The organism is Dyadobacter sp. HNCC25DJ187, assembly GCF_056895255.1.
On record NZ_JBXHAT010000001.1, the window covers coordinates 2,166,695 to 2,189,279 of the forward strand.

At 43.0% G+C, this 22,585-nt stretch carries 18 protein-coding genes; 10 read left to right on the top strand and 8 right to left on the bottom strand.

Features of this window, described 5'->3' with window-relative positions:
* The first annotated feature begins 43 nt into the window (after nt 1-43).
* The 7 genes from AC1XUE_RS08960 (at nt 44) to AC1XUE_RS08990 (ending at nt 10,878) form a co-directional block, all read left to right on the top strand.
* On the top strand, nt 44-1,186 hold the full coding sequence (locus AC1XUE_RS08960) for a DEAD/DEAH box helicase (RefSeq protein ID WP_483355593.1): 1,143 nt from the start codon (nt 44-46) through the stop codon (nt 1,184-1,186).
* 207 nt (nt 1,187-1,393) lie between these two features.
* Nucleotides 1,394-4,537, top strand: a complete 3,144-nt coding sequence (locus tag AC1XUE_RS08965) for a SusC/RagA family TonB-linked outer membrane protein (RefSeq protein ID WP_483355594.1) — start codon at nt 1,394-1,396, stop codon at nt 4,535-4,537.
* A 59-nt stretch (nt 4,538-4,596) separates the two neighbouring features.
* Complete coding sequence (locus AC1XUE_RS08970) at nt 4,597-6,078, top strand: RagB/SusD family nutrient uptake outer membrane protein (protein ID WP_483355595.1); 1,482 nt, start codon at nt 4,597-4,599, stop codon at nt 6,076-6,078.
* 177 nt (nt 6,079-6,255) lie between these two features.
* On the top strand, nt 6,256-6,570 hold the full coding sequence (gene rhaM, locus AC1XUE_RS08975; protein ID WP_483355596.1) for an L-rhamnose mutarotase: 315 nt from the start codon (nt 6,256-6,258) through the stop codon (nt 6,568-6,570).
* A gap of 193 nt (nt 6,571-6,763) precedes the next feature.
* Nucleotides 6,764-8,623 carry a rhamnogalacturonan lyase gene (locus AC1XUE_RS08980; RefSeq protein ID WP_483355597.1) on the top strand — a complete coding sequence of 620 codons (1,860 nt, stop codon included), beginning with the start codon at nt 6,764-6,766 and terminating at the stop codon, nt 8,621-8,623.
* 213 nt (nt 8,624-8,836) lie between these two features.
* Nucleotides 8,837-9,625, top strand: a complete 789-nt coding sequence (locus AC1XUE_RS08985) for a rhamnogalacturonan acetylesterase (RefSeq protein ID WP_483355598.1) — start codon at nt 8,837-8,839, stop codon at nt 9,623-9,625.
* 101 nt (nt 9,626-9,726) lie between these two features.
* Nucleotides 9,727-10,878 carry a glycoside hydrolase family 88/105 protein gene (locus tag AC1XUE_RS08990; RefSeq protein ID WP_483355599.1) on the top strand — a complete coding sequence of 384 codons (1,152 nt, stop codon included), beginning with the start codon at nt 9,727-9,729 and terminating at the stop codon, nt 10,876-10,878.
* Between the two features lie 86 nt (nt 10,879-10,964).
* Here the strand turns inward: AC1XUE_RS08990 and AC1XUE_RS08995 are convergent, their stop codons facing one another.
* From AC1XUE_RS08995 to AC1XUE_RS09010, 4 genes are all read right to left on the bottom strand, one after another.
* On the bottom strand, nt 10,965-12,080 hold the full coding sequence (locus AC1XUE_RS08995; RefSeq protein ID WP_483355600.1) for a GntR family transcriptional regulator: 1,116 nt from the start codon (nt 12,078-12,080) through the stop codon (nt 10,965-10,967).
* Between the two features lie 234 nt (nt 12,081-12,314).
* A complete protein-coding gene (locus AC1XUE_RS09000) occupies nt 12,315-13,427 on the bottom strand; it encodes a sialidase family protein (protein WP_483355601.1) in 1,113 nt (370 codons plus the stop codon).
* 54 nt (nt 13,428-13,481) lie between these two features.
* Nucleotides 13,482-14,489 (bottom strand): NAD(P)H-dependent glycerol-3-phosphate dehydrogenase, encoded by a 1,008-nt coding sequence (locus AC1XUE_RS09005; protein WP_483355602.1) that lies wholly within the window; start codon nt 14,487-14,489, stop codon nt 13,482-13,484.
* 69 nt (nt 14,490-14,558) lie between these two features.
* Nucleotides 14,559-15,158, bottom strand: coding sequence for a Crp/Fnr family transcriptional regulator (locus tag AC1XUE_RS09010; protein ID WP_483355603.1), 600 nt, complete (start codon nt 15,156-15,158; stop codon nt 14,559-14,561).
* Between the two features lie 190 nt (nt 15,159-15,348).
* Here AC1XUE_RS09010 and AC1XUE_RS09015 point away from each other — a divergent pair, with 190 nt between their 5' ends.
* Nucleotides 15,349-15,909 (top strand): hypothetical protein, encoded by a 561-nt coding sequence (locus AC1XUE_RS09015; RefSeq protein WP_483355604.1) that lies wholly within the window; start codon nt 15,349-15,351, stop codon nt 15,907-15,909.
* A gap of 77 nt (nt 15,910-15,986) precedes the next feature.
* On the top strand, nt 15,987-16,568 hold the full coding sequence (locus tag AC1XUE_RS09020; protein ID WP_483355605.1) for a hypothetical protein: 582 nt from the start codon (nt 15,987-15,989) through the stop codon (nt 16,566-16,568).
* 97 nt (nt 16,569-16,665) lie between these two features.
* On the opposite strand, the gene AC1XUE_RS09025 is transcribed toward AC1XUE_RS09020, so the two are convergent.
* From AC1XUE_RS09025 to AC1XUE_RS09035, 3 genes are all read right to left on the bottom strand, one after another.
* Complete coding sequence (locus AC1XUE_RS09025; protein WP_483355606.1) at nt 16,666-18,057, bottom strand: efflux RND transporter periplasmic adaptor subunit; 1,392 nt, start codon at nt 18,055-18,057, stop codon at nt 16,666-16,668.
* A 62-nt stretch (nt 18,058-18,119) separates the two neighbouring features.
* On the bottom strand, nt 18,120-19,613 hold the full coding sequence (locus tag AC1XUE_RS09030) for a TolC family protein (protein WP_483355607.1): 1,494 nt from the start codon (nt 19,611-19,613) through the stop codon (nt 18,120-18,122).
* A 104-nt stretch (nt 19,614-19,717) separates the two neighbouring features.
* Nucleotides 19,718-20,956 (bottom strand): nucleoside recognition domain-containing protein, encoded by a 1,239-nt coding sequence (locus AC1XUE_RS09035; protein ID WP_483355608.1) that lies wholly within the window; start codon nt 20,954-20,956, stop codon nt 19,718-19,720.
* A 159-nt stretch (nt 20,957-21,115) separates the two neighbouring features.
* Here AC1XUE_RS09035 and AC1XUE_RS09040 point away from each other — a divergent pair, with 159 nt between their 5' ends.
* A complete protein-coding gene (locus AC1XUE_RS09040) occupies nt 21,116-21,592 on the top strand; it encodes a hypothetical protein (RefSeq protein ID WP_483355609.1) in 477 nt (158 codons plus the stop codon).
* 63 nt (nt 21,593-21,655) lie between these two features.
* On the opposite strand, the gene AC1XUE_RS09045 is transcribed toward AC1XUE_RS09040, so the two are convergent.
* Nucleotides 21,656-22,582, bottom strand: coding sequence for a sugar phosphate isomerase/epimerase family protein (locus AC1XUE_RS09045; protein ID WP_483355610.1), 927 nt, complete (start codon nt 22,580-22,582; stop codon nt 21,656-21,658).
* Nucleotides 22,583-22,585: the final 3 nt, after the last annotated feature.

Here is a 22,585-nt window from a genome sequence, read left to right on the forward strand (position 1 = left end):
GGTATCTTTGTAAAAATCATATCAGCAAGTATCCGCAAAATTTATGTCTTTCCAAGCATTGGGGCTTTCAGAACCCTTACTTAAAACCATAGCAGAACAGAATTATACTCAGCCATACCCCATTCAGAAAGAGGCAATTCCAGCCATTCTGAATGGAAAGGATATATTGGGTATAGCACGGACGGGGTCAGGTAAAACTGCGGGATTCGTACTGCCCATTCTGGAATGGTTTCAGGATAAAGGTGCTCCCAAAAACAGGTCGATCCGTGTTCTTGTGCTGGCTCCTACCAGAGAGCTGGCATTACAGACTGCTGTGGTTTTTCAGACTTTCGGAGAAAAACTACCCAGGAAGGTCAAAACAATGGCTGTATATGGAGGGGTTTCAATTAATCCACAAATGATCGGTCTGCAAAATGTAGAGATACTTGTTGCTACACCAGGTCGCCTTCTAGATTTGCTCTCGCACAAGGCTCTCACGATATCAGATACGGAAATACTGGTGTTGGATGAGGCAGATAAAATGCTGAATATGGGCTTTGCTGATGAGATGAAAGACATCTTTTTTCTCCTACCCAGAAAAAGACAGAGTATTCTTTTCTCTGCAACATTGGGCGACGACGTGGAGGCCATCCATAAAAGCATTCTGCGTGATCCGGTAAAAATTGAAATTCCTGAGGAAGAACACAATCTGGACCTGATCCGTCAAACTGCCTATTTTGTTGATCCGGAGAGAAAAGGGCCACTACTGAGGTATATTATCAAATCAGAACAAATGAAACAAGTACTTGTATTTGTTTCTGCTACACGTACCGCTGACAACCTTGTTGAAAAACTTAAAAAGAATGGAATAGAGGCGGCTGCCATGCATAGTGGAAAAAGCCAGGGAGCACGTACGGAAGTTTTAAACAAGTTCAAATCAGGAAAGCTCAATGTGCTTGTTGCAACGGATCTGGTAGCCAGAGGTATCGATATTCAATTTCTGCCTTACGTCATCAACTTTGAATTGCCTCGCTCCCCAAAGGATTATGTCCACCGTATAGGAAGAACAGGGCGTGCTGAAACTTCGGGTGATGCCATCTCTCTGATCTGCCCGGAAGACGAGCATCATTTTAAGATCATTCAGAAAAAAATGGGTAAAAAGGTCGAAATGAAATACAGTTCTGATTTGGATCTGCATGGGTATTAATGCTGATAAGAGATATCTTCCCGAGTCAGACTATATATAAAATATCTTAATCAATCTCCAAAAAGTGCTTTTCATGACAAAAAAAGCACTTTCTTTCTTTTCTTAATTGCAGAATCCTTATAATATCTTGGCTTATACAGGAGTCTACATGAAGGTGTGCCCATCGGTTATGTGCAAATTTGATTCAAATCTAATCGCATACAAACCATGCATATTTACTACTCATCCTCAAACATGCTGGAAAAGGCTTATCGACACCTCGCCTTCCTCATGATTTGCATCTTGCTAACTGTCACGTCTGATGTCGTTATGGCACAGACAACCATTACCGGAAAGGTTACCGGAGCTCAGGGAAATGAACCTTTGCCCGGAGTTAACATTGTTATAAAAGGAACAACAACCGGAACATCCACCAATGTTGAAGGACTCTACTCTATCAGCGCCCCTCAGGACGCTGTGATTCAGTTCTCTTTTATTGGCTATGAACCTCAGGAGGTTCCGGTAAATGGCCGCTCTAAAATCAACATATCACTTTCCGACGATTCCAAGGCATTGTCAGAAGTGGTTGTAATTGGTTACGGTACTTCCAAAAGAGCAAATCTTACTGGCGCAGCGGCAAGTATTGGTGCAAAAGACATTGAAGAAAGACCAGTTTCAAGACTTGAGAATGCACTTGCAGGACAACTTCCGGGTGTAGATGTACAAACTACGACAGGTGAGCCTGGTGCCCCTCTGCAGATACGTGTACGGGGAACAGGTTCTTTGAATGCATCCAACGATCCTCTTTACGTAGTCGATGGTGTTCCGGTTGAATCGCTGAACGGTATCAACCCCGCTGACGTACAAACCATAGACGTACTGAAAGACGCTTCGTCTGCTGCCATTTATGGTTCTCGCGGGTCTAACGGGGTTGTGATCATTACCACCAAAAGAGGTGTAAAAGGCAAACCACGTATTCAGTTTAACATGACACAAGGTGTTTCCAGAGTAGAAGGCCGTCTGGACATGATGACACCAGAGCAATGGATTCAGCAGCGCAAAGAAGGGATCGATGCTTCCTGGGTGAGCCGAGGAGTTAGCCAGGGTAAACCTTACACTGCTAACGATCCGATGTCTTTCCGTGCATCAGAGCTGGGTATATCGGAAAACAACCCGAACACAGGATTAATGTATGACCCTAAGTGGGCTTATGGAAGAGACAGTCTTGACTACGTTGACTGGCAGGATGCATTTTTCGGAAACACTGGTACGTTGTCTAACTATCAGTTGAGTGTAAATGGTGGAAGCGATAACATCACTTTCAACATCAACGGTAGCTATATGGATCAGAAAGGTGTGATTATCAACACCAACTACAAACGTGCTACGGTAAGAGCCAACATCGACGCAAAGGTTAATAAATTTATAAAAGTTGGATTGACCCTGTCGCCATCTGTTGAATGGATCAATGGAGGCGGACAAGTTGACGGAAAGGACCGCCAGGGAATGAACGCCGTACAAATGCCTCCGGTAGCACCGTTGGGAACAGGACTTTATGTAGGTGCGCAACCTAATGGTACCTATTTATGGTCGGGAAGATACGTGAGTCCGGTAGCTGTGTTAGAAAGAACGCAGGCAGACCAGACCCGTAACCGACTGAATACCAATCTGTATTTACACGCTACATTGGCAAAAGGACTTCAACTGCAGTTGACAGGTGGTATGGACAATACCTCATCAGTATCCAACTCATTTGTACCGACCAACGCAACACGCGACTGGGCATCAGCGCCAAACGAAGGTTATGCCTCCTCATCGGACAGACAAAATCTGAATTCGTACCGATACCTATTTCAAAGTACACTGAATTACAATCGCTCATTCGGAAAGCACAACGTTAGTGGACTATTGGGTTACTCTGTTGAAACAACCAATGGCTACGGAAACCGTCAGAACCACACACGTCTGCCAAATGACTGGACCAACCTATTTAACCAGGGGTCATCTACCGTTTCTACATCCAACATCAGTCAGGATAAAACCGCATTGCTATCTTACTTCGCACGTGTTCAATATGACTTTAGCGAAAAATACCTGTTTTCTGCGAGTTTGAGACGCGATGGCTCTTCTAAGTTTGGATCAGAAAACCGTTGGGGAACATTCCCGGCTGTTTCGGCAGCTTGGCGTATATCGAGCGAAAACTTCATGGCCGGAATTGAAGACGTCACAGACCTCAAACTTCGTGCAAGTTTCGGTATCACAGGAAATAACCGTATTCCTAACAATGCGCAATTCTCATTGCTCGGCAACAGCGACTATGCCCTGGGCGGTGCACAACAAACAGGATATGCGCCATCAGGATTTGAAAACACCATGCTTGGCTGGGAACAAACCAGCAGCTACAACTTCGGTGTGGATTTTGGTATACTGAAAAACCGTTTGATCGTAGCAGCAGATTATTATAATAGGAAAACATCCGAGCTTCTTTTGCAGGCACCGGTCGCAGCTGTAACCGGCTTTACCCGTAGCTGGCAAAATATCGGCGACATCGAAAACAAAGGATTTGAACTTTCATTAATTTCTAAAAACACAGTAGGCGTATTGAAATGGGGAACCAACTTCAATTTGTCTTACAACAGAAACCGGGTACTGAGACTCGGCTATGACAACACGCCTATTCCATCCGGGTTCTCGGGATTGACTTCCATGATTGAAGTAGGCCAGCCAATCGGATACTTCAAACTATACGACGCCATCGGAGTATATAAGAACCAAGCGGAGGTAGATGCCAACCCTCGTATGTCGAAAACACTGGTTGGGGATTCTCAATATCGTGACGTAAACGGGGACGGGATCATCGATGAAAATGACCGTGCGAACATGGGACAGCCGCTGCCTGCTTTTGTATACGGACTTACTAACACTTTCACTTACCGCAATTTCGACCTGAACATTCTGGCAACAGCGCAAACAGGCGGAATGATCTATTCGATGATTGGCCGTTCTATTGACCGTCCGGGTATGGGTTATTTATACAACAAACTGGCTATCTGGGAAAATCGCTGGAAATCGCCGGAAGATCCGGGTGATGGTATGACGCCAAGTATCAACTCTACTACAGGTTCTTACTATGATACCCGCTGGCTGTACAGCTCAGATTACATCCGTGTGAAAAACATCACGTTTGGTTATAATGTACCAAAAATGAAATGGTTTGAACGTGCCAGAGTCTATGTTTCCGTGGAAAACCCTTTCATCTGGCACAAATACTCAGGAGGTTTCACGCCTGAAGCTGCGAACAATGAAGGTGGCGATTACGGTGGATATCCTCAGTCTAAGACCTATTCTATCGGTATCAACCTGAATCTTTAACAACACTTAAAGCAGACGATATACACCAGTATATCTCTCCTGCATTCATTTTTGAGACTATGAAAATCACAAAAATATTCCCATACTTGCTTACACTAGGCTTATCAGCGACGCTGAGCTCCTGCAGTGAAAGCATCTTAGACATCACGCCGCTGACCAACAATACGGCCAATGATTTTTACAAAACCGAAGATCAGGTCAATCAGGGTGTTCTGGCTGTTTACAATTCATGGTTGCCCATCCCGGCATCGTCCAACTGGTATTTGTCAGAAGTTCGCTCAGACAATACACATGAGATCGAAGGCGGAGCGCAGCGCGACTATAAGGAAGTAGGAAACTTTACAGCCTCTTCACAAACAGCTGCTTTCCAAACTGCATGGTCACAACTATACAACGTTATTTACCGCTCCAATGTGGTTCTTTCCAAAGTGGAGGGTTTTGAGTTTGCCCGTGTAAATCAATTCAAAGCAGAAGCACGTTTGTTCCGTGCCATGGCCTATTTTGATCTGGTTCGCTATTGGGGAGATGTTCCATTGGTAGATAAAGTACTTAGTATTTCAGAAGGTAAAAATGCACTGCGAACGCCGGCAACAGAGGTTTACCAACTCATTGTGGACGACTTGCTATTTGCTGCAGATAACCTGCCAGAATCCTACGTAGCTGCTCAAAAGGGCCGTGCTACCAAATATGCCGCCAAAGCTTTGCTGGGAAGAGTTTACCTTACTATGGCCGGCTATCCACTGAAACAAACCGACAAACTTGCATTGGCAAAAGCGCAGCTTGCAGAGGTGATGAAGGCAAGCTCACTTTTCCCTGTACCAGCAGTCTATCGCGATCTCTTTACTGTTGCATCAAAAAATAAACACCACATTTTTGAGGTGCAATACCTCTCCGGTGGAAAAGGACTCGGTTCTTCTTTGCCATCAGAAATGGCCTTTCAGTTTCCATCTCAGTGGAGTCCTTTTACCGGTGGTTTTGAAGGACAGGTAGAGCCAGCTTTGCTTGCTTCATACGCACCGACGGATGCAAGAAAACTCGCGACTTTGGATTCAGGATATGTGGATTCAAAAACCGGTGCAACGTCTGGTCGTGTTCAGTTTACGAAGTTTCTTGAAAAAGGTGATCCGACTGTAACCAGCCGTAACGACTACCAACGCAATTTCCCTATTGTACGCTATGCCGATGTTTTGCTGATGTACGCTGAAATCCTGAACGAAGAAGCCGGAACACCTCCCGCAGAAGCCATTCAGCTCTTGAACAAAGTACGCACAGATGCAAAAGTGGCACCAGTTACACCGGCAACAAAAGCTGCGATGAAACTGGCACTGGAAAACGAGCGTCGCTGGGAATTTGCAGGAGAAGGCCTGAGGTGGTTTGACTTGGTTCGCACAGAACGTGCCATCCCGGCAATGACTGAGTTTTTCCGCTCTCATGATATTCCTATGGCAAACGGGGTTACAAATCGCGATCTGCTGTTTCCTGTACCATTAAACGAAATGCTTATTAACCCGGGTTTCTGGAAACAAAATGACGGATATTGATATTGAATCATGTAGACTAGGGTAGTACAAAACGGAGCCGGAATCATTATTCCGCTCCGTTTTTTTATTTTTCTGTATTGAGCTTCAAACACAGGAGACCACAGGTAGGAGCCTTATCATACAAACATTAACTTTACTTTTCAGCTTACTCAGCTAAACCTTAACACGAAAAGTGCCATGCAAAGAGCCGCCTTTAAAATGAAACTGAACCCCGGCCAGGCCGAGGAATATAAAAAACGCCATGATGAGATCTGGCCGGAACTGAAAAAACTATTGAAAGACAATGGCATCAGCGATTATTCTATTTTCCTGGATGAGGAGACGAATATACTCTTCGCAGTACAAAAGCAAGACGGATCGGGATCGTCACAGGATTTGGGAACAACAGAAATCGTCAAAAAATGGTGGGCATATATGGCTGCTGTCATGGAAACCAATCCTGATAATTCACCTGTGAGTGTTCCGTTGACGGAGGTTTTTCATTTGGAATAGAGGCTGGGAAATTTCACGCAAAGCAGAGAAGAAAAATGCAAAGACCGAAAAAAGAACTTGGCGAGTTTGCGTGAAATGTTAAAAAATGACACAGAGGTACACAGAGAAAACAAGAGTTTCAAAGAGATACTTTTACTCCGCGCTCCTCTTTTTTATCTCCGTGAAATGCTGTGTAACCTAAAATAAGATTATAATGAATAGAAAAATATTAACCTCCTTACTCCTCTTTTGCACCCTAATTTCCGCGACAGCCCAACGGCAGATGGAGCATTTGAACCGGGGATTGATTGCTATTAAAGGAGAAAATAACCAGGTGTATATCGGCTGGCGGCTTCTGGGTACAGATCCAGGTGATATTGCTTTCAACCTGTACCGGGGCAAAACCAAAATCAACAAAACACCACTTTCAGTTTCTACCAATTATGTTGATAAAAATCCCTCTGGTGAAGTATACAGCATTAAAACGGTGATTAAAGGAAAGGAACAAAAAGCCGCAGAATCGGTGAAGGTCAACCCGAATCCTTTCATTTCCATTCCACTTTCTCCACCTGCGGGAGGAACAACACCCAAAGGCGATGCTTATACATACAACGCCAACGATGCAAGTGTAGGTGATCTGGATGGTGACGGAGAATACGAGATCATCCTGAAATGGGATCCTTCCAATGCTAAAGACAATTCGCAACGCGGCTATACGGGCAATGTATATCTGGACGCATATAAACTGAACGGCACCAGGCTCTGGCGTATTGATCTGGGCAGAAACATACGTGCGGGAGCTCATTACACCCAGTTTATGGTGTATGATTTTGATGGTGATGGCAAGGCGGAAATTATCTGTAAAACCGCAGATGCAACCATAGACGGTGCCGGTAAAGTAATTGGTGACGCCAATGCAGACTTCCGTAATGAAAAAGGTTATATACTTTCCGGTCCGGAATATCTCACTGTTTTTGAAGGCATCAGTGGAAAAGCGATTGATACACAGGATTTCTATCCGAAACGGGATGTAGAAGCCGGAGACAATCCAACTATTGAGCAAATGAAAGCGGGTTGGGGCGACAATTATGGAAATCGTATAGATCGCTATGTATCTGCGGTGGCTTATCTGGATGGTAAAAAACCAAGTTTTATTGCTGGTCGTGGTTATTACACCAGACTGGTTCGTGTTGCCTGGGATTTCAAAAATGGAAAACTGCAACGTCGCTGGATATTCGACAGCAAAGACGCTCCCAACGAAAACTATGCAGGAATGGGAAACCACAGCATGACCGTGGGCGATGTGGATGGAGATGGAAAGGATGAGATCATCAATGGATCAAGCGTGATTGACGATGACGGTAAAGAATTGTACACAACAGGACTAGGACATGGAGACGCGCTACATATGTCCGACATGGATCCGGCCAATCCGGGCATGGAGATATGGCAGTCGTACGAAGAACAAAAAAAATATGGACAGTACGGTCTCGCGCTCAAAGATGCAAAAACAGGAAAAATGCTTTGGGGCGTGGATGGCGAAGGTAAAGATGTTGGCCGCGCGATGGCTGCAGACATTGATCCAACAAATCCGGGTTATGAGTACTGGGGATCGGTAGGAGGTTTATATAACAGCAAGGGTGAAAAGATAGCTGATAACCGGCCTTCGTCCATCAATTTTGCTGTGTGGTGGGATGCTGATCTGACAAGAGAGCTACTTGATAAAAACAGAATTGACAAATGGGATTATCAAACCCACACAACAAAAAATCTCTTCACGGCAGAAGGTTTTACTTCAAACAATGGGACAAAAGGCACGCCGGCGCTGAGCGCAGATATCCTGGGCGACTGGCGGGAAGAAGTGATCTGGCGGAAGGAAGATAATACCGAACTACGGATTTATACCACAACCATACCTGCTGAAATCCGAATCCCAACGCTGATGCACGATGCACAATACCGTGTGGCGATTGCCTGGCAAAATTCGGCTTACAACCAGCCACCTCACCCGTCGTTTTTTCTGGGTGAAGGTATGAAACCTGTTTCACAACCAAATATTAAAACAAATAAGTAAAGCTGCTGTCGTGTCACAATCACTATGTCAATTGAAATAAGTTTCGTAGGAATACAAATGTCACTCTAAGCGGAGTCGAAGGGCAAAATGCTTCGACTCCGCTCAGCAAGACATTCGTAAAAGTATACGTCACACGACATGAGGAGCTATGAACAATCAACTTATAACTTCATTACACCCAAAAAAGTTATCTAGTAAATTTATCCTGTAAACATGAAAACCAACTTCATTCGCCTTTCTATATTCTCCCTTTTCTCTGTGGTGGTATTGGCTGCCAGTATCAAACCCAAACCTGTTCAGTTATTTTTAATAGGAGATTCCACCGTGAAAAATGGTTCAGGAAAAGGTGGAGACGGTCTTTGGGGCTGGGGCACTGTATTGCCTGAATTATTCGATACAACAAAAATTAAAATCCATAACCACGCAATTGGAGGTCGTAGTAGCCGTACGTTCCTGACCGAAGGAAGATGGGAGAAAGTACTTGCGCAATTGCAGCCAGGCGATTACGTGATCATGCAATTCGGACATAATGACGGCGGAGCAATTAATGACACCACCCGGGCAAGAGGTTCTATCAAAGGCATTGGAAATGAAACAGAAGAAATTGACAATCTGATGACCAAAAAGCATGAAGTGGTATATACCTATGGGTACTACATGCGCAAATACATTGATGAGGCAAAAGCCAAAGGAGCCATTCCGATCGTTTGCTCACCGGTTCCGCGTAATATTTTCAAAGACGGTAAAATAGAAAGATCAGAAGGAAGCTATCGGTTGTGGTCTAAGCAGGTAGCGCAGACGAATGGTGCAGATTTCATCGACCTGTTTGAACTGATCGCCAAGAGATACGACGCACTGGGTCCGGAAAAAGTACAGGCCGATCTTTTCACAGCCAAAGATCATACGCATACCACAGAGGCCGGTGCCAGGGTAAATGCACAGGAAGTAACAACCGGGATTAAAGGCTTGAAAAAAAGTAAGTTAAAAAAATATCTTAAGTAAAATCTCACGGAGGGCTTAAAGTTAATCACTCAGAAGGCAGATCGTTTCCTTGATGATCCTTTCCTGCTTTGCGTGAAAAAATAGAAATATAACTACTAACCATGATGAACAGACGCAATGCACTCGGGTTATTGCTGGCAGGCGGTGCTGCTATACAGACAACCTGGGCTTTTGGAAAAAACTCGGAAGCTTCTAAAATTGATAAAAAGAAAATCCTGAAAACCCTTCGGCTAACCAATGATTACTTCGTTGCAAAATGGCCTGATACGGGTAAATCTATTGTTACGAATCGCGAACGCCCAAGCAATATCTGGACGCGTGGCGTTTATTACGAAGGATTAATGGCTTTGTACCAGATCGACAAGCAGCAATCGTATATTGACTATGCGGTATCATGGGGTGAAAATCACAAATGGGGATTGCGTAACGGAATCAAGACCCGAAATGCTGATGACCAGTGCTGCGGGCAAACTTACATTGACCTTTACCTGATGGACAAGAAGCCTGAAAGGATCAGAGATATTAAAGCTTCTATCGATCTGATGGTGAATTCGGAACCAAAAGACGATTGGTCCTGGATTGATACCCTGCAAATGGCCATGCCTGTATTCACTCAGCTGGCTATCATTTTCGATGACAACCGGTATTATGAAAAGATGTTTGATCTGTACAATCATACCAAAACAGTTCATGGAGGCAAAGGTTTATTTAATCCCGAAGAGGGACTTTGGTGGAGAGACAAAGATTTCGTTCCCCCATACAAAACGCCGGGTGGAAAGAATTGCTATTGGTCGCGCGGTAATGGCTGGATCGTAGCGGCATTGGTTCGGGTGCTGGACATCATGCCACAAAACGCTCCCCATCGGGATGAATATGAAAAAATGTTGCTTACTATGCTGGAAGCACTTTTACCACTACAACGCAAAGATGGATACTGGAATGTGAGCCTTACGGATGAAACAGATTTCGGAGGCAAGGAAATTACCGGTACATCTCTGTTCATCTACGGTATGGCCTGGGCTATTCGTAAAGGTCTTGTAAAAAGCAAACAGTACGAGCCTGCCATCACCAAAGCATGGAATGCCATGGTATCAGAATGTGTACATGAAAACGGATTTTTAGGGTTTGTACAAGGAACAGGAAAAGAACCAAAAGATGGTCAGCCGGTAACCTACAACAGCATGCCCGACTTTGAAGATTTCGGTTTGGGATGTTTTCTCCTTGCCGGTGCTGAAATATATAAAATGAAGTAATATCGATTTAAGTGGATAGTTCATATATCAAAAAAACCGTCGCGCGATCGTGACGGTTTTTTTCTAATCGTTAACAAGAGAAATTATTATAATGAACCTCTTCTAATCATAAAGAACGGGTTTTTGACCCTTAGCTGCTGCTTATTCATAATCAGCGTAGCGGCGGTTCTACCCATTTTTTCAAAGTCTGTAGTGATTACTGTAATTTCGAGTAGTTCTTTGAGGGTTGTCTCATTAAATGATATGATCCCTACCTCCTCTCCCATTTTGCAGGAAGACAGCCTTACTTTTTTGACCAGTTCCGCCAGTTCACATTCTTCCACTACAACATAGGCTGTGCGCGGCTCTATCTCGGGAACTCTGCTTTTAATAGAAAATTCCTTCTTATAGTTGATACAATAATTACGAAAGCCTCTGATGATCTCTTTAGGATAATTACCGATTTCAGGGAAAATTAATACCAGATTATCATACTTCTGAATCAGATCATTGGCATCTTCCAAAGCACCGAATATATCTTTATCAAAACTCTGATGTACGCTGCTGATCTCCTGCTTCAAAGCCGGCATATCTCGGTCAAGCAGTATGAGTTCAGAAGTAGGGATTCTTTTCAGTATATCCATGTAATCCTCTTCGGAATCCGCATTGAAATGAGGCATGATCACATATCTGTTGTACTTACCGAGATTCTTCTCCATAATCTCTTTGAATTTCAGCGTACTACCATGGTGTATTTCTAAATCAACAGTAGCGGCATCACCCAGCGTTTTCAGGAAAGAATAATAGATGATCTTCTTATATGAGCTCAGCTTGTTAAATACAAGAAGGATGCGCTCTTTACTGTCCTTCACTGCCTGCACATAATATCCTTTTCCTTGGACAGCCGAAATATAGCCCATGTTGCGAAGCTCACGGTAGGCCTTTTCAACAGTGTCACGTGCTAACTGATATTCCGCACTCAATTCACTGATGGAAGGAAGTTGGACACCTCTGGCCAATACCCCCAGTTCGATGTCCGTTTTGATAGAATGGACAATCTGTTTATACTTAGGCATTTGGTTGCGGGGATCGAACTGCATATGAAACAGACCGTCCCGCTCCGGAACATAAACATGATGAAAAACAAAATTCTTATTTTCTAACTTTGTCCCGGCTGCCAGATATCCATTCATCAGATTAAACCTTTTATTGAATTTTTCCACGAAAAGTATTCTATAGGTATGAGCTGTTCCAATAGAAATACAATGAATATTAGCCAATTAAGAATTAAAAAAATGCAATTTGAGTTAATTTATTAATGCACACGTTATCGGGAACGTTGCCAAAAAGCGATGCACCCGAGATAATTTATTATAAAATCGTGGTAATATGATATAAGATGGAGCCGATTACTCTATTTCTACAGTAGAGTTAGTTATACTATTACAAGAGTTGATTTATTTATGAGCGGCGGCGAGTCGGACGATATCAGCTTTACTACCTTTCCAGAAAGCTATCTTCTGTCTGTTCCAGGTGTAGGTCACGGCAACAGAATCACCCCAGCTTATGATGGCGGGATATGAAAACTCATCTTCTTTTTTGCCTTTGTCAAGGTCAAACTCATCGGTCCAGGTTTTTCCGTTGTCGTGGGAAAGTGTCAGGGACAACGGTGAACGGGAGCCCCAGTTTTCCTTATCAGGATTATATGTTAATGCAATGGTTCCATCTGCAAGTTTAGCGGCGTCTATGCCACTGTTCGGATTAGGCAAATTTGTTTTTTTGATTTCAGACCACGTTTTACCGTTGTCGTAGGAATCACTTCTGCCAATAACCCCTCCTGTGGTACGCATAAGCATATGAACGGTTCCGGGTTTAGATTCCCATAATGTGGGTTGTATAGCTCCTTTTCCTTTAATTTCGGTTGTATCAATTTTGAAGTAAGGACTAGCCTTCCAGGTCTTTCCCTGATCCTCACTCCGGTCTACAAATACTTCCCAGCGGCCCACTTCATTGGATGCACCAGCCAGCCAGGTACCGTCAGCCAGTTCAATCAATTTATCCTTCACAGGGCCGCGCCCGCCTTTATCACCTTTTACAAGTTCGTGAGCCTTCGACCAGCTGTTACCACCATCTTCCGAAGTTTGCACCCAGGTTTCCCAGTGTGATATTTCCTTCCCTACCTTAAAATAGAGGATTACTTTACCATCTGCTGTTTTTTGTAAAACCGGATTCCAGTGTGCATCTTCCCGAATTTTAGCAATTTCTTTAGGCGCACTCCAGTTGCCGGGTTGTCCCTTGGAAAGCCATATGCCTACATCCGGATTTTTCTCTTCTGTTCCACCAAACCATGCTATCAGAAACTGACCATCATCCAACCTGACCAAAGTAGAAGCATGACATTGTGCAAACGGCCTGTCGTCTCCAAAAACAAAGCTTTTTTCGACTTTTACTGAATCAGCAGAATTTCCTTCATCAGAGTTCTTTGTGTTGGAATTACATGACAAACAAGATGCTACAAGTATTGATAAAGCTATATACCGACCAGATTTGAAAACAGATAAATTCATCATGAATGTGGGTTTGGATGTAAATATCCAATACGATCAGGTAACACCAACAGGCTACTATTTCAGGTTTTTTTTCAATTCCTCCATCACACCTGCGGGAGCCTGTTCATCGTAAAGAATACTGTAAACAGCAGTAGTAATAGGAATATTGACATGATAAGATTTATTCATCTCCATAATACTCCGAGTGGCATAATACCCCTCAGCGATCATTTTCATCTCCAATTGAGCCGCTTTTACGCTATATCCCCGACCAATCATATTACCAAAAAGCCGGTTACGACTAAATTGAGAATAAGAAGTTACGAGTAAGTCTCCCAGATAAGCTGATGAGCTGATTTCACGTTCGCGAGGGTCCAGTGCCGTTACAAAACGCCCGATTTCCTGCATGGCGTTGGAAACAAGTACTGCCTGAAAATTATCACCGTAACCTAGTCCGTGGGTGATCCCACAAGCGAGTGCCACAATATTTTTCATCACTGCGGCATATTCTACGCCATACAAATCTTCCAGCGGATTGGCCGTAACAAACCGGCAGGTCATCAGTTTAGCAAATTCCTCAGCAGTTGTATGGTCAATAGAAGCAATGGTCAGGTAAGATTGTTTTTCCAAAGCCACTTCTTCTGCATGGCAAGGACCGGCTATTACACAAGTATCAGAGAGCGGAACATTGTACTTTTCAGCTACCCAGTCTGTCACCAGTATATTCTTTTCAGGAATCATGCCCTTAATGGCAGATACTACACGTTTTCCTTTAAAATGCTTTTCGGAAAGCCCTTGCAATGATTCCTGTACAAACGCCGCGGGAACCGCCAGAATGATATAATCGGCTCCTTTTACCGCATCGGTTGTCTTCTCAAAAACCTTAATTTTTTTTGGAGACAAATGTACATCACTCAGATAACTCGGATTGTGATGAAACTTACGGATATGGTTGATATCATCCTGATTGCGGAGCCACCAGCGGATTTGGACATTGGATTGTTCACAAAGTATTTTGATCAATGCAGTAGCCCAGCTTCCTCCGCCAATTACCGCAATTTTTGTATTACTTAAAAAACTCATCGTTTCTGTTTGTCTGTTACTTTTCCTTTCCCGGAAATTAAGGTAAAAAGGAAACTACAAATAAACTGCTTAATGTTGAATTTTATCAAAACTGGCCGTTTTTAAACATCTGCTGAATGTTGCGGACGTAGTTCCCAGGTATGTAGCAATGTAATGATCAGGCACTCTTCGAAAAAGAGAATTAGGTTGATTGATATAGTATTCAATCCTTTTTTCTACTGATAAATATTTGAAAAGCCGTACCCGTTCGCTAAAACTAACAAGACGCTGTTCCAGCAACTGGATCATCAATTGTGCGATGAGTATATCCTCCTGCGCCATTTTACGGTATCCTTCGTATGAAATTGAATATACCATGGTATCTTCCAGGGTTTCCATTACCTCATCCGATACCTGCTGAGAAAAGAAACTTTCAGCTACGCAGGCAATTTCACCTTCAGCAATCAATCGTGATGTAATATCCTCGGAACCCTTCAAGTAATAAGACCTGATCACACCGGATTTGATAAAATAGATGGCATTATTGACCTGACCAATATCCACGAGCACTCTCCCCTTTCGTAGAAATGTGGGTGTAAATAAATGTGTAAAATGTTCTTTTAAACCTTCAAAACGAGGTGTATCAATGGCTTCAAGTAGTTGGTGCAGCGGTAATTTTTCGTTTTTCATAGTCATTCAAATGTTCAAGTTTAAATAACTAATTGAACAAACCAGATTTAAAAATGAGCCAAAATCTTGTCGTACGACAAGGCGAACTAATGTCAGAGGACAAGATATAAATATTACAAGAACAATTTACTTTGTTCCCGGAATTCTACTTATAAATTGTACCTACTCATCTCAATGAAAAATAATTGTTATGAAAAAGTGCTTACTGTTAATCTCTTATTTTGTAGCTATTACAACATGTAGCTATGCACAAACTCCTGAGGCACGACATGAGATTCAAGTCGGATATAGCCCCTTAGCCCGACCACTTTTCTACTCCGACATCACCAGTTTGGCATCAAAGTCGTTTCACCAGGATTTTCATTTTTCCAACTCTTATCAAATTTCATATCGATATAAAACTCCCCGCAGATTGAACCTGGGCTTTTCAGCGTCTTTATTGAACGGACAGTTATCGAAAAATCAGAATATTGAATTACATCACACAAGTATTGTAACTGCCTTTGAACCTAGATTCAGTTACTTCAAAAAACCAGCATTTGAGCTTTATTTCTTTGCTGGCGCAGGTATCATTTTCCATGAAAACAAAACGATCATGAATGGTGAATCCGTTGCCTCGCAGCTTTACACCAATCCAACAACTCAACTTACCCCAATAGGACTACGGGCAGGCAAAAAGATAGCAGCATTTGTGGAAATCGGTTATGGATATAAAGGAATTGCCAATCTGGGACTCAGTTCAAGGTTTTGACAGTAGGAATACAATCGCAATTTCAGAGTAACCTCTGAAGAAGTACGGATTATATAATGTCAAACATCAGGGAAATTATGAAATCGAGACTCTTAACTACAGTAATAACATATCTGTTTTTTTCCGCCAGTACATTTTCTCAAACTCCGGACAGGGAAGAATTGCAGATCAGTTTTGGCCCTTTAGCCAGAAACCAGATTGCTACAGACATCCTGCTTAACATGGGTCGAACACTACTGCGCGAACCAATCAGAAAAGTTGCCTTTTCGAAAAAGGTATCGGCTACTTACAGATACCAGACTAATAAAAAACTGGCAGTGAGTGTAAATGCTGGTCTGGGATGGGGAGATGCCAGTAAAAAATATCTGTTTGCAGAGCGGTTCAATTATCGTCATAAAAGTTACATATTGAGTTTTGAAGCTAAATTCAACTACGTTTCTAAACCTAACATTGAACTTTATTATTTTGCTGGCGGAGGTAGCGTACTTGTTCGCGAAAGACGGCTGGATCTTGCAACAAATCAATACGAAACATTTATGTATCCCACATTCCAGATAACCCCGTTTGGTGTGAGAGCGGGAAAACAAACCGGCATATTTGCAGAAATCGGCTATGGATATAAAGGAATTATCAATTTGGGATTGAGCTCCCGATTCTAAGCATTTCGACAGTTAAATAAAAAATCCTTGCAGCAAAGCCGCAAGGATTTCTCTTTTAACCTAAACTAAATCGAACTTATTACAGTTTTACAACGTATCAGTTAGACTTTTCATTTGATTTTTTCTCGTCTTTTTTCACTTCTTCTTTCTTTTTCTCTACAAGGTCACCGGCATTCAGATTTTTAGACACAACAATATAAGGTCCGGATATGATCTGATCTCCTTCTTTCACACCTGAGACAATCTCAATGTTTTCAAAATCACTGATACCGGTTTTTACTTCGCGCATTTCAGCTTTTCCCTTCACATCAACAAACACCACCTCTTTCACAACAACCGGAGCTTTGCTTTTTTTGCTGTCGTCTGCACCTTCTTCAACAGGAGCGGCCGGTGTGTTGTTTCTCGTTGTTACAGCTGCAATAGGGACAGAAACCACTCCGTTTTTACGTTCTGTAATGATCTCGACCGAAGCAGTCATCCCCGGCTTAAAAGGGTAGGATTTTTTTGCACGTGTACCCATCAGATCACTAAAAGATTCGTTCAGGATTTTCACCTTCACCTGAAATTCAGTAACAGCATCTGCTGAAACACTTGCTGTGGCAGTGCTGGAAGCTAAACCAGCGGCAGTATTCGCAATTTCTTTGACAATGCCTTTGAATTTACGGCCTGAGGCATTGTAGGCATCTACATCAATCTCTGCCGTATCACCAATTGAAACCCGAACGATATCGTTTTCATTGACATTGACACGAACCTCCATATTGCTCAGATTAGCAATACGCATCATTTCAGTACCGGCCATTTGTGATGTACCTACCACGCGTTCCCCTACTTCCACATTCAATAAAGAAACAATACCGCTAACAGGTGCAAAAATAGTTGTCTTACGCAGGTTTTCTGCCGCATCTCTCATTCCGGCTTCTGCATTTTTAATATTAAATAATGCTGCTGAAACGTTGGATTTGGCAGATGCCACATCCTGCTGCGCTACCGCATAATTGGATTCAAAGGTTTCGAAATCCGAAGCCGAAATCACTTTGTCGTTATACAGTTTTTTATTCCTGTCAAAATTTGCCTTTGCCTGAATTAACCGCGATTCAGCCTGCATTACCATGGCTTTGGTTTGTTCGTAATTCGCTTTGCTGGAATTGACAGATGCCTGTGCACGGGCCATCAGCGACTCGTAATTATCCGGTCTGATCTTTAATAGCAGTTGTCCTTTCACAACCGAGTCCCCTTCTGCTACATTCAGACTAATGATTTCACCCGATACATCCGGGCTCAACTTTACCTCTACTTCCGGCTGTACTTTTCCTGAGGCAGTGACGCGTTCAATGATGTCGTTACGTTTTACTGTAGCATATTCTACTTCGGTCGTTTTCGGTTTACCGATCAGTCCCGCCTGTTTGGCCCCGAATAGTCCGACTACCAACACAAGCAGAATACCTCCGGTAATCCACCATATTTTATTTGAAGATTTACGCGCCATATTGTTATTCGTTTGCAGATTAATATTGTAAAGGGTACTCGTAAGAAATATTGATGTTCAGCTTAGAAATCCGACAACGGCCGATTCATATAGAAGTCCAGCACTTTTGTTCTGAAGACATAGTCATATCTTGTCTGGATCAGATTCGCATTCGCTCTGTCGAGATTAGCCTTCGCGATGTTGTATTCTACTGAATTGATCGCACCAACATCAAAGCGAACCTGCGCTACACGAAAACTTTCCACCAACGCCTGTACCTGATTAGCCGTTGCAGAATAACGCTTTGCCGAATTGGTCATATCAATGTAGGCCTGTTCTACATTTCTACGAATCGACAACTGAACCTGTTGAGATTGATACTCTGCATTTTTCTGCTGTAACTTAGCATTCGCCACATTGTATCTCACCTGAAACTGACTGAAGATTGGAATACGTAAACTTAAACTGATGGCTGAGTTCCGGTTACCGTCCAGCTGGTTGAAGTATCCAAAATCCTGAAGACGTCCGTTAGGTGTTGTTACACGCTGAATCACAGGAACCGTAATCCCCTGATAAGAAACGAAATTTGTTGTGGAAGGCACTTCAATCGTTGTACTTCCTGTACCATCTGCTACAAAACGCTGCCTTGGGGCCACACTGGAGTAATTGGTCCCCATACCTGCATTCAAGCTCAGAGAAGGCATTGCAACGCCTTTCGCAATATCAATATTCTGTCGTGCTGATTCCACCCTCAATTGCGCTGCTTTCATTTGGGGAAGATTCCCCAAAGCCACATCATAAATTTCCTGAATACCCGCGTCATATGGCTGTAATGATGGATCGCTCACAGCAATTTTAACAAGAAAAATCGGCTCACTTCCCGGCATATTCATCAGCTGCTTCAGATTTAACTTAGCTGTTTCCAGGTTATTCTCAGCATTTACCAAACTCAGTTCATCATTAGCCAGCTGTGATTTCAAATCGAACAGATTGCTTTCTGCAAGTGTTCCGGCCTGAACAAGTTTACCAGTACGATCAACCTGCAAAACAGATGCATCCACCTGTCTCCGGGCAACTTCGATCAACTCTTCATTTGAGATTACCTGCAGGTAAGCCAAAGCTACATTCAGCATCAAATCGTTACGCGATGCATCAAGATCTTTTTGACTTGCCTTTAAATTAGTGACATTTCTTTTAATGGTATTGTGTAGCTGCATTCCGTTGAACAATGCTAAGGACGCGCCCAGCTGGTAGTTCGTAGAATTGACACTTTGCTGTACATAAGTGTTGGTAAAAGGGTCAATATTACGACCGGAGCTAAATCCCTGACCAGCACTAAAACTGAGGCTCGGCCACCGTTGCCAGCGTGACTGATTCAGGATGTTTTCGTTAGAAGCAACCTGTAATTCGGTAATTTTCACTTCCGGATTTGTTTCCAGTGCAATCCGTATACAGTCTTCCAAAGAATACGTATTAGGTGCCTGCTGGACTTTTGTCTGTGCCGAAACAGATTGAAACGAGGTAAATCCAGCAATGATCAGAGCGACAAGAACGGATTTTCGTAACGATTTAGTCATGCTTATATAAGTTTGATAATCAATATTACACGTTGTAATAAAAAACAACCATCCATTTTGTACGGACGGTTGCATATCTGGGTAAAGGGTGATATGTACGTTTATCAGGAATGAAAAAACAGATAACCGAGCCATATACCTGCCAATACCCCGATCAGGTCGGCAATGAGTCCGGCAACGATCGCATACCGGGTATTCTTGATGCCGACAGAACCAAAATAAAGAGCAACAATGTATAAAGTAGTATCAGCTGATCCCTGAAAAATGCACACCAACCGACCCACAAATGAATCGGGCCCGAATTCTTTCATGGCATCAATCATCAGTGCGCGGGCGCCACTTCCGCTCAAGGGCTTCATCAAAGCTACCGGTAGTGCGTCGGTAAAGTCAGTATTGAAACCGGAAAATGAAAACATCCATTTCATAAAATCAATCAGATAATCCATCGCTCCGCATGCCCTGAATGCACTGATAGCAACCAGCAGCCCTACCAGGTAAGGAATAATCGTAACAGTGGTGGTAAATCCAGCCTTTGCTCCTTCAATGAAAGTCTCAAATACATTCACTTTTTTCACCATTCCCCATAACAGAAATCCTGCAACTACGCCCAGCAAAACAGAATTACCTGTAAAAACTGAGATGGTTTCTATCTGTTCTTTCGGCAATCCCGACAAATACCAGAGCAGTAATCCCATTACCGTGGTGATACTGCCCAATCCCAACATCACAGACTTATTGAACAGGTTGGTTCGCTGCCAGGCAGCAGTTATGAGCATTGCCGCGACTGTAGTGACATAGGTACCGACCACACATGGAATGAATACATCAGACGGACTCTGCGCACCCAGAATAGCGCGTTGCGCAATGATAGACAGAGGGATGATTTGCAGACCTGAGGTATGTAATACCAAAAACATGATCTGTGCATTGGAGGCCGTATCCTTGCTTGGATTAAGTTCCTGCAAACTTTGCATCGCTTTGAGTCCAAAGGGAGTGGCCGCATTATCCAGCCCGAGCATATTGGCAGAAAAATTCATGATCATCTGTCCGTTCGCCGGGTGATCTTTAGGTACTTCAGGAAATAATTTATTAAAAAATGGGCCGATTATCCGGGCTAATGCATTGATAATTCCTGCCTTTTCTCCCACGTTTAAAATCCCTAAAAAGAAAGTCATCACCCCCGTCAGCGGCAGTGCAATATCCATCACGGCAATTTTGGACATCTCCAGCATTCCTTCAGTAATAGATTTGAAGGTTTGCACATCGCCCGTCATGATGAATTTCAGAAAGGCAATGAAAAAAGCAATTACAAAAAAGGCTACGAAAATGTAGTTTAATGCCATAGAAGATTACTGCGGGATGGTCTGGTTTTTTAGGAATATTTCCTCGAATCTGACTAAGGATATTATCCTATGTTTAAATCAAGATCCAAATTGGCTGTAAAATAGCACAAATTGATGACAGCTTTCTATCTTTATGCCTGCACGCTCTAACTTTTCTATATGATGATAAAAAAATACAGTATTCTGTTGGTGGGATTTCTTGCAATAGCATGTGGTAAGGAAAATAAAACTGACACGGATAAAGGCGGAATAACGATTGTGAATGATACGATCCCCGAAAACCGAGCCACCGTTAAGACAGAAGCCGTCGCAAGCTACACGGAACCTGTTGCCGATAAAGACAAACTCAACGACTGGAAGTTTTCAGTCGATGCTTTTGAAACAGAAAAGACATTTCAGTATCTGTTGAAGATCCGCTACAAAGAACTACAAGTGAAAGATACACTTACTCTGCCCGATTTCGGGGTGATGCCTGTTATTGAACTCCAAAAGGGAAGTGAAGATCTGTCCTGTATTGTTGGATTTAAAGGAAAAGAAAACGAGTTTAAAGAATATAAGAAAGTTTTTATTGACAATGGGGAATTGAGAATAACCACCATTAAAGCTTACAGACGAACTTTGAGCCGTAAGAAATAATAAAAACATAGAATGCCAGGGAATTCCCCTGGCATTCTATGTTCAGTACTTTAAATACTGAGATTATGCTTTGAAAACCTCATCCATTTTTTCGCGGATGGTAAGCAGCCGTTTTCTATCGCCCCCAGCCACTTCAGCCGAAGCCCACCCTGAATAACCGATCTTTTGTAAAGCTTTATTTACTTCCGGCCAATTGCAGTCACCTTCCATAAATTCCACATCGAATCCTTTCCAAAGTCCTAGATCATTTTGCTTTTTGAAGCTGAACTCTTTCAGATCCAGTTTTAAGATGCGTTTATCAAGCGCTTCAATCCATGAAACAGGCCATCCATAACGGAGTACATTACCTACGTCAAAATACCAGCCCACCATGGGGTGATTAAATTCATCGACATATCTGGCAGCCTCCAGCGGACTGATTAAAAACTGATTCCATACATTTTCAAATGCTATTTTAACACCTGTTTCTTCCGCAACGGGCAGCAGTTTACGAATCTCTTTTTGCGAACGTTCATAAGCCTCTGCATAAGTAACATTGGCATTCACTACGCCGGGTACCACCAATACCGTTGTACCACCATATTGTTTGGTATCCCGAAGTGCTTTTTCAATAGATTTCACACATTCTTCGCGTTTTTTTGGATCCGGATCCGACAAAGGTAGTTTCCAGTGCATGGAGTTTACCGTTCCTGGTAATTCCAGTCCGGTTTTATCCCTGGCGGCCAGCACCTCTTTCATATCCAGTTTATCCGGCGAATCCAGTTCCACACCATCATATCCAAGATCTTTCAGTAATTTGAATTTATCCATGATGGACAAATCTTCTTTCACCATGCCCCATTTCAGGCTCTTCTTCACCATCGGCCGGGCCGCCGCGTTCGTGAGTTCTGATGGAGATGGTATAATATCTGTGGCATTAGCTGCCGAGCCAACTATAGCAGCTCCGGCAACTAACGCGCTGTTTCTGAGGAAATCCCTTCTTTCCATCATTTC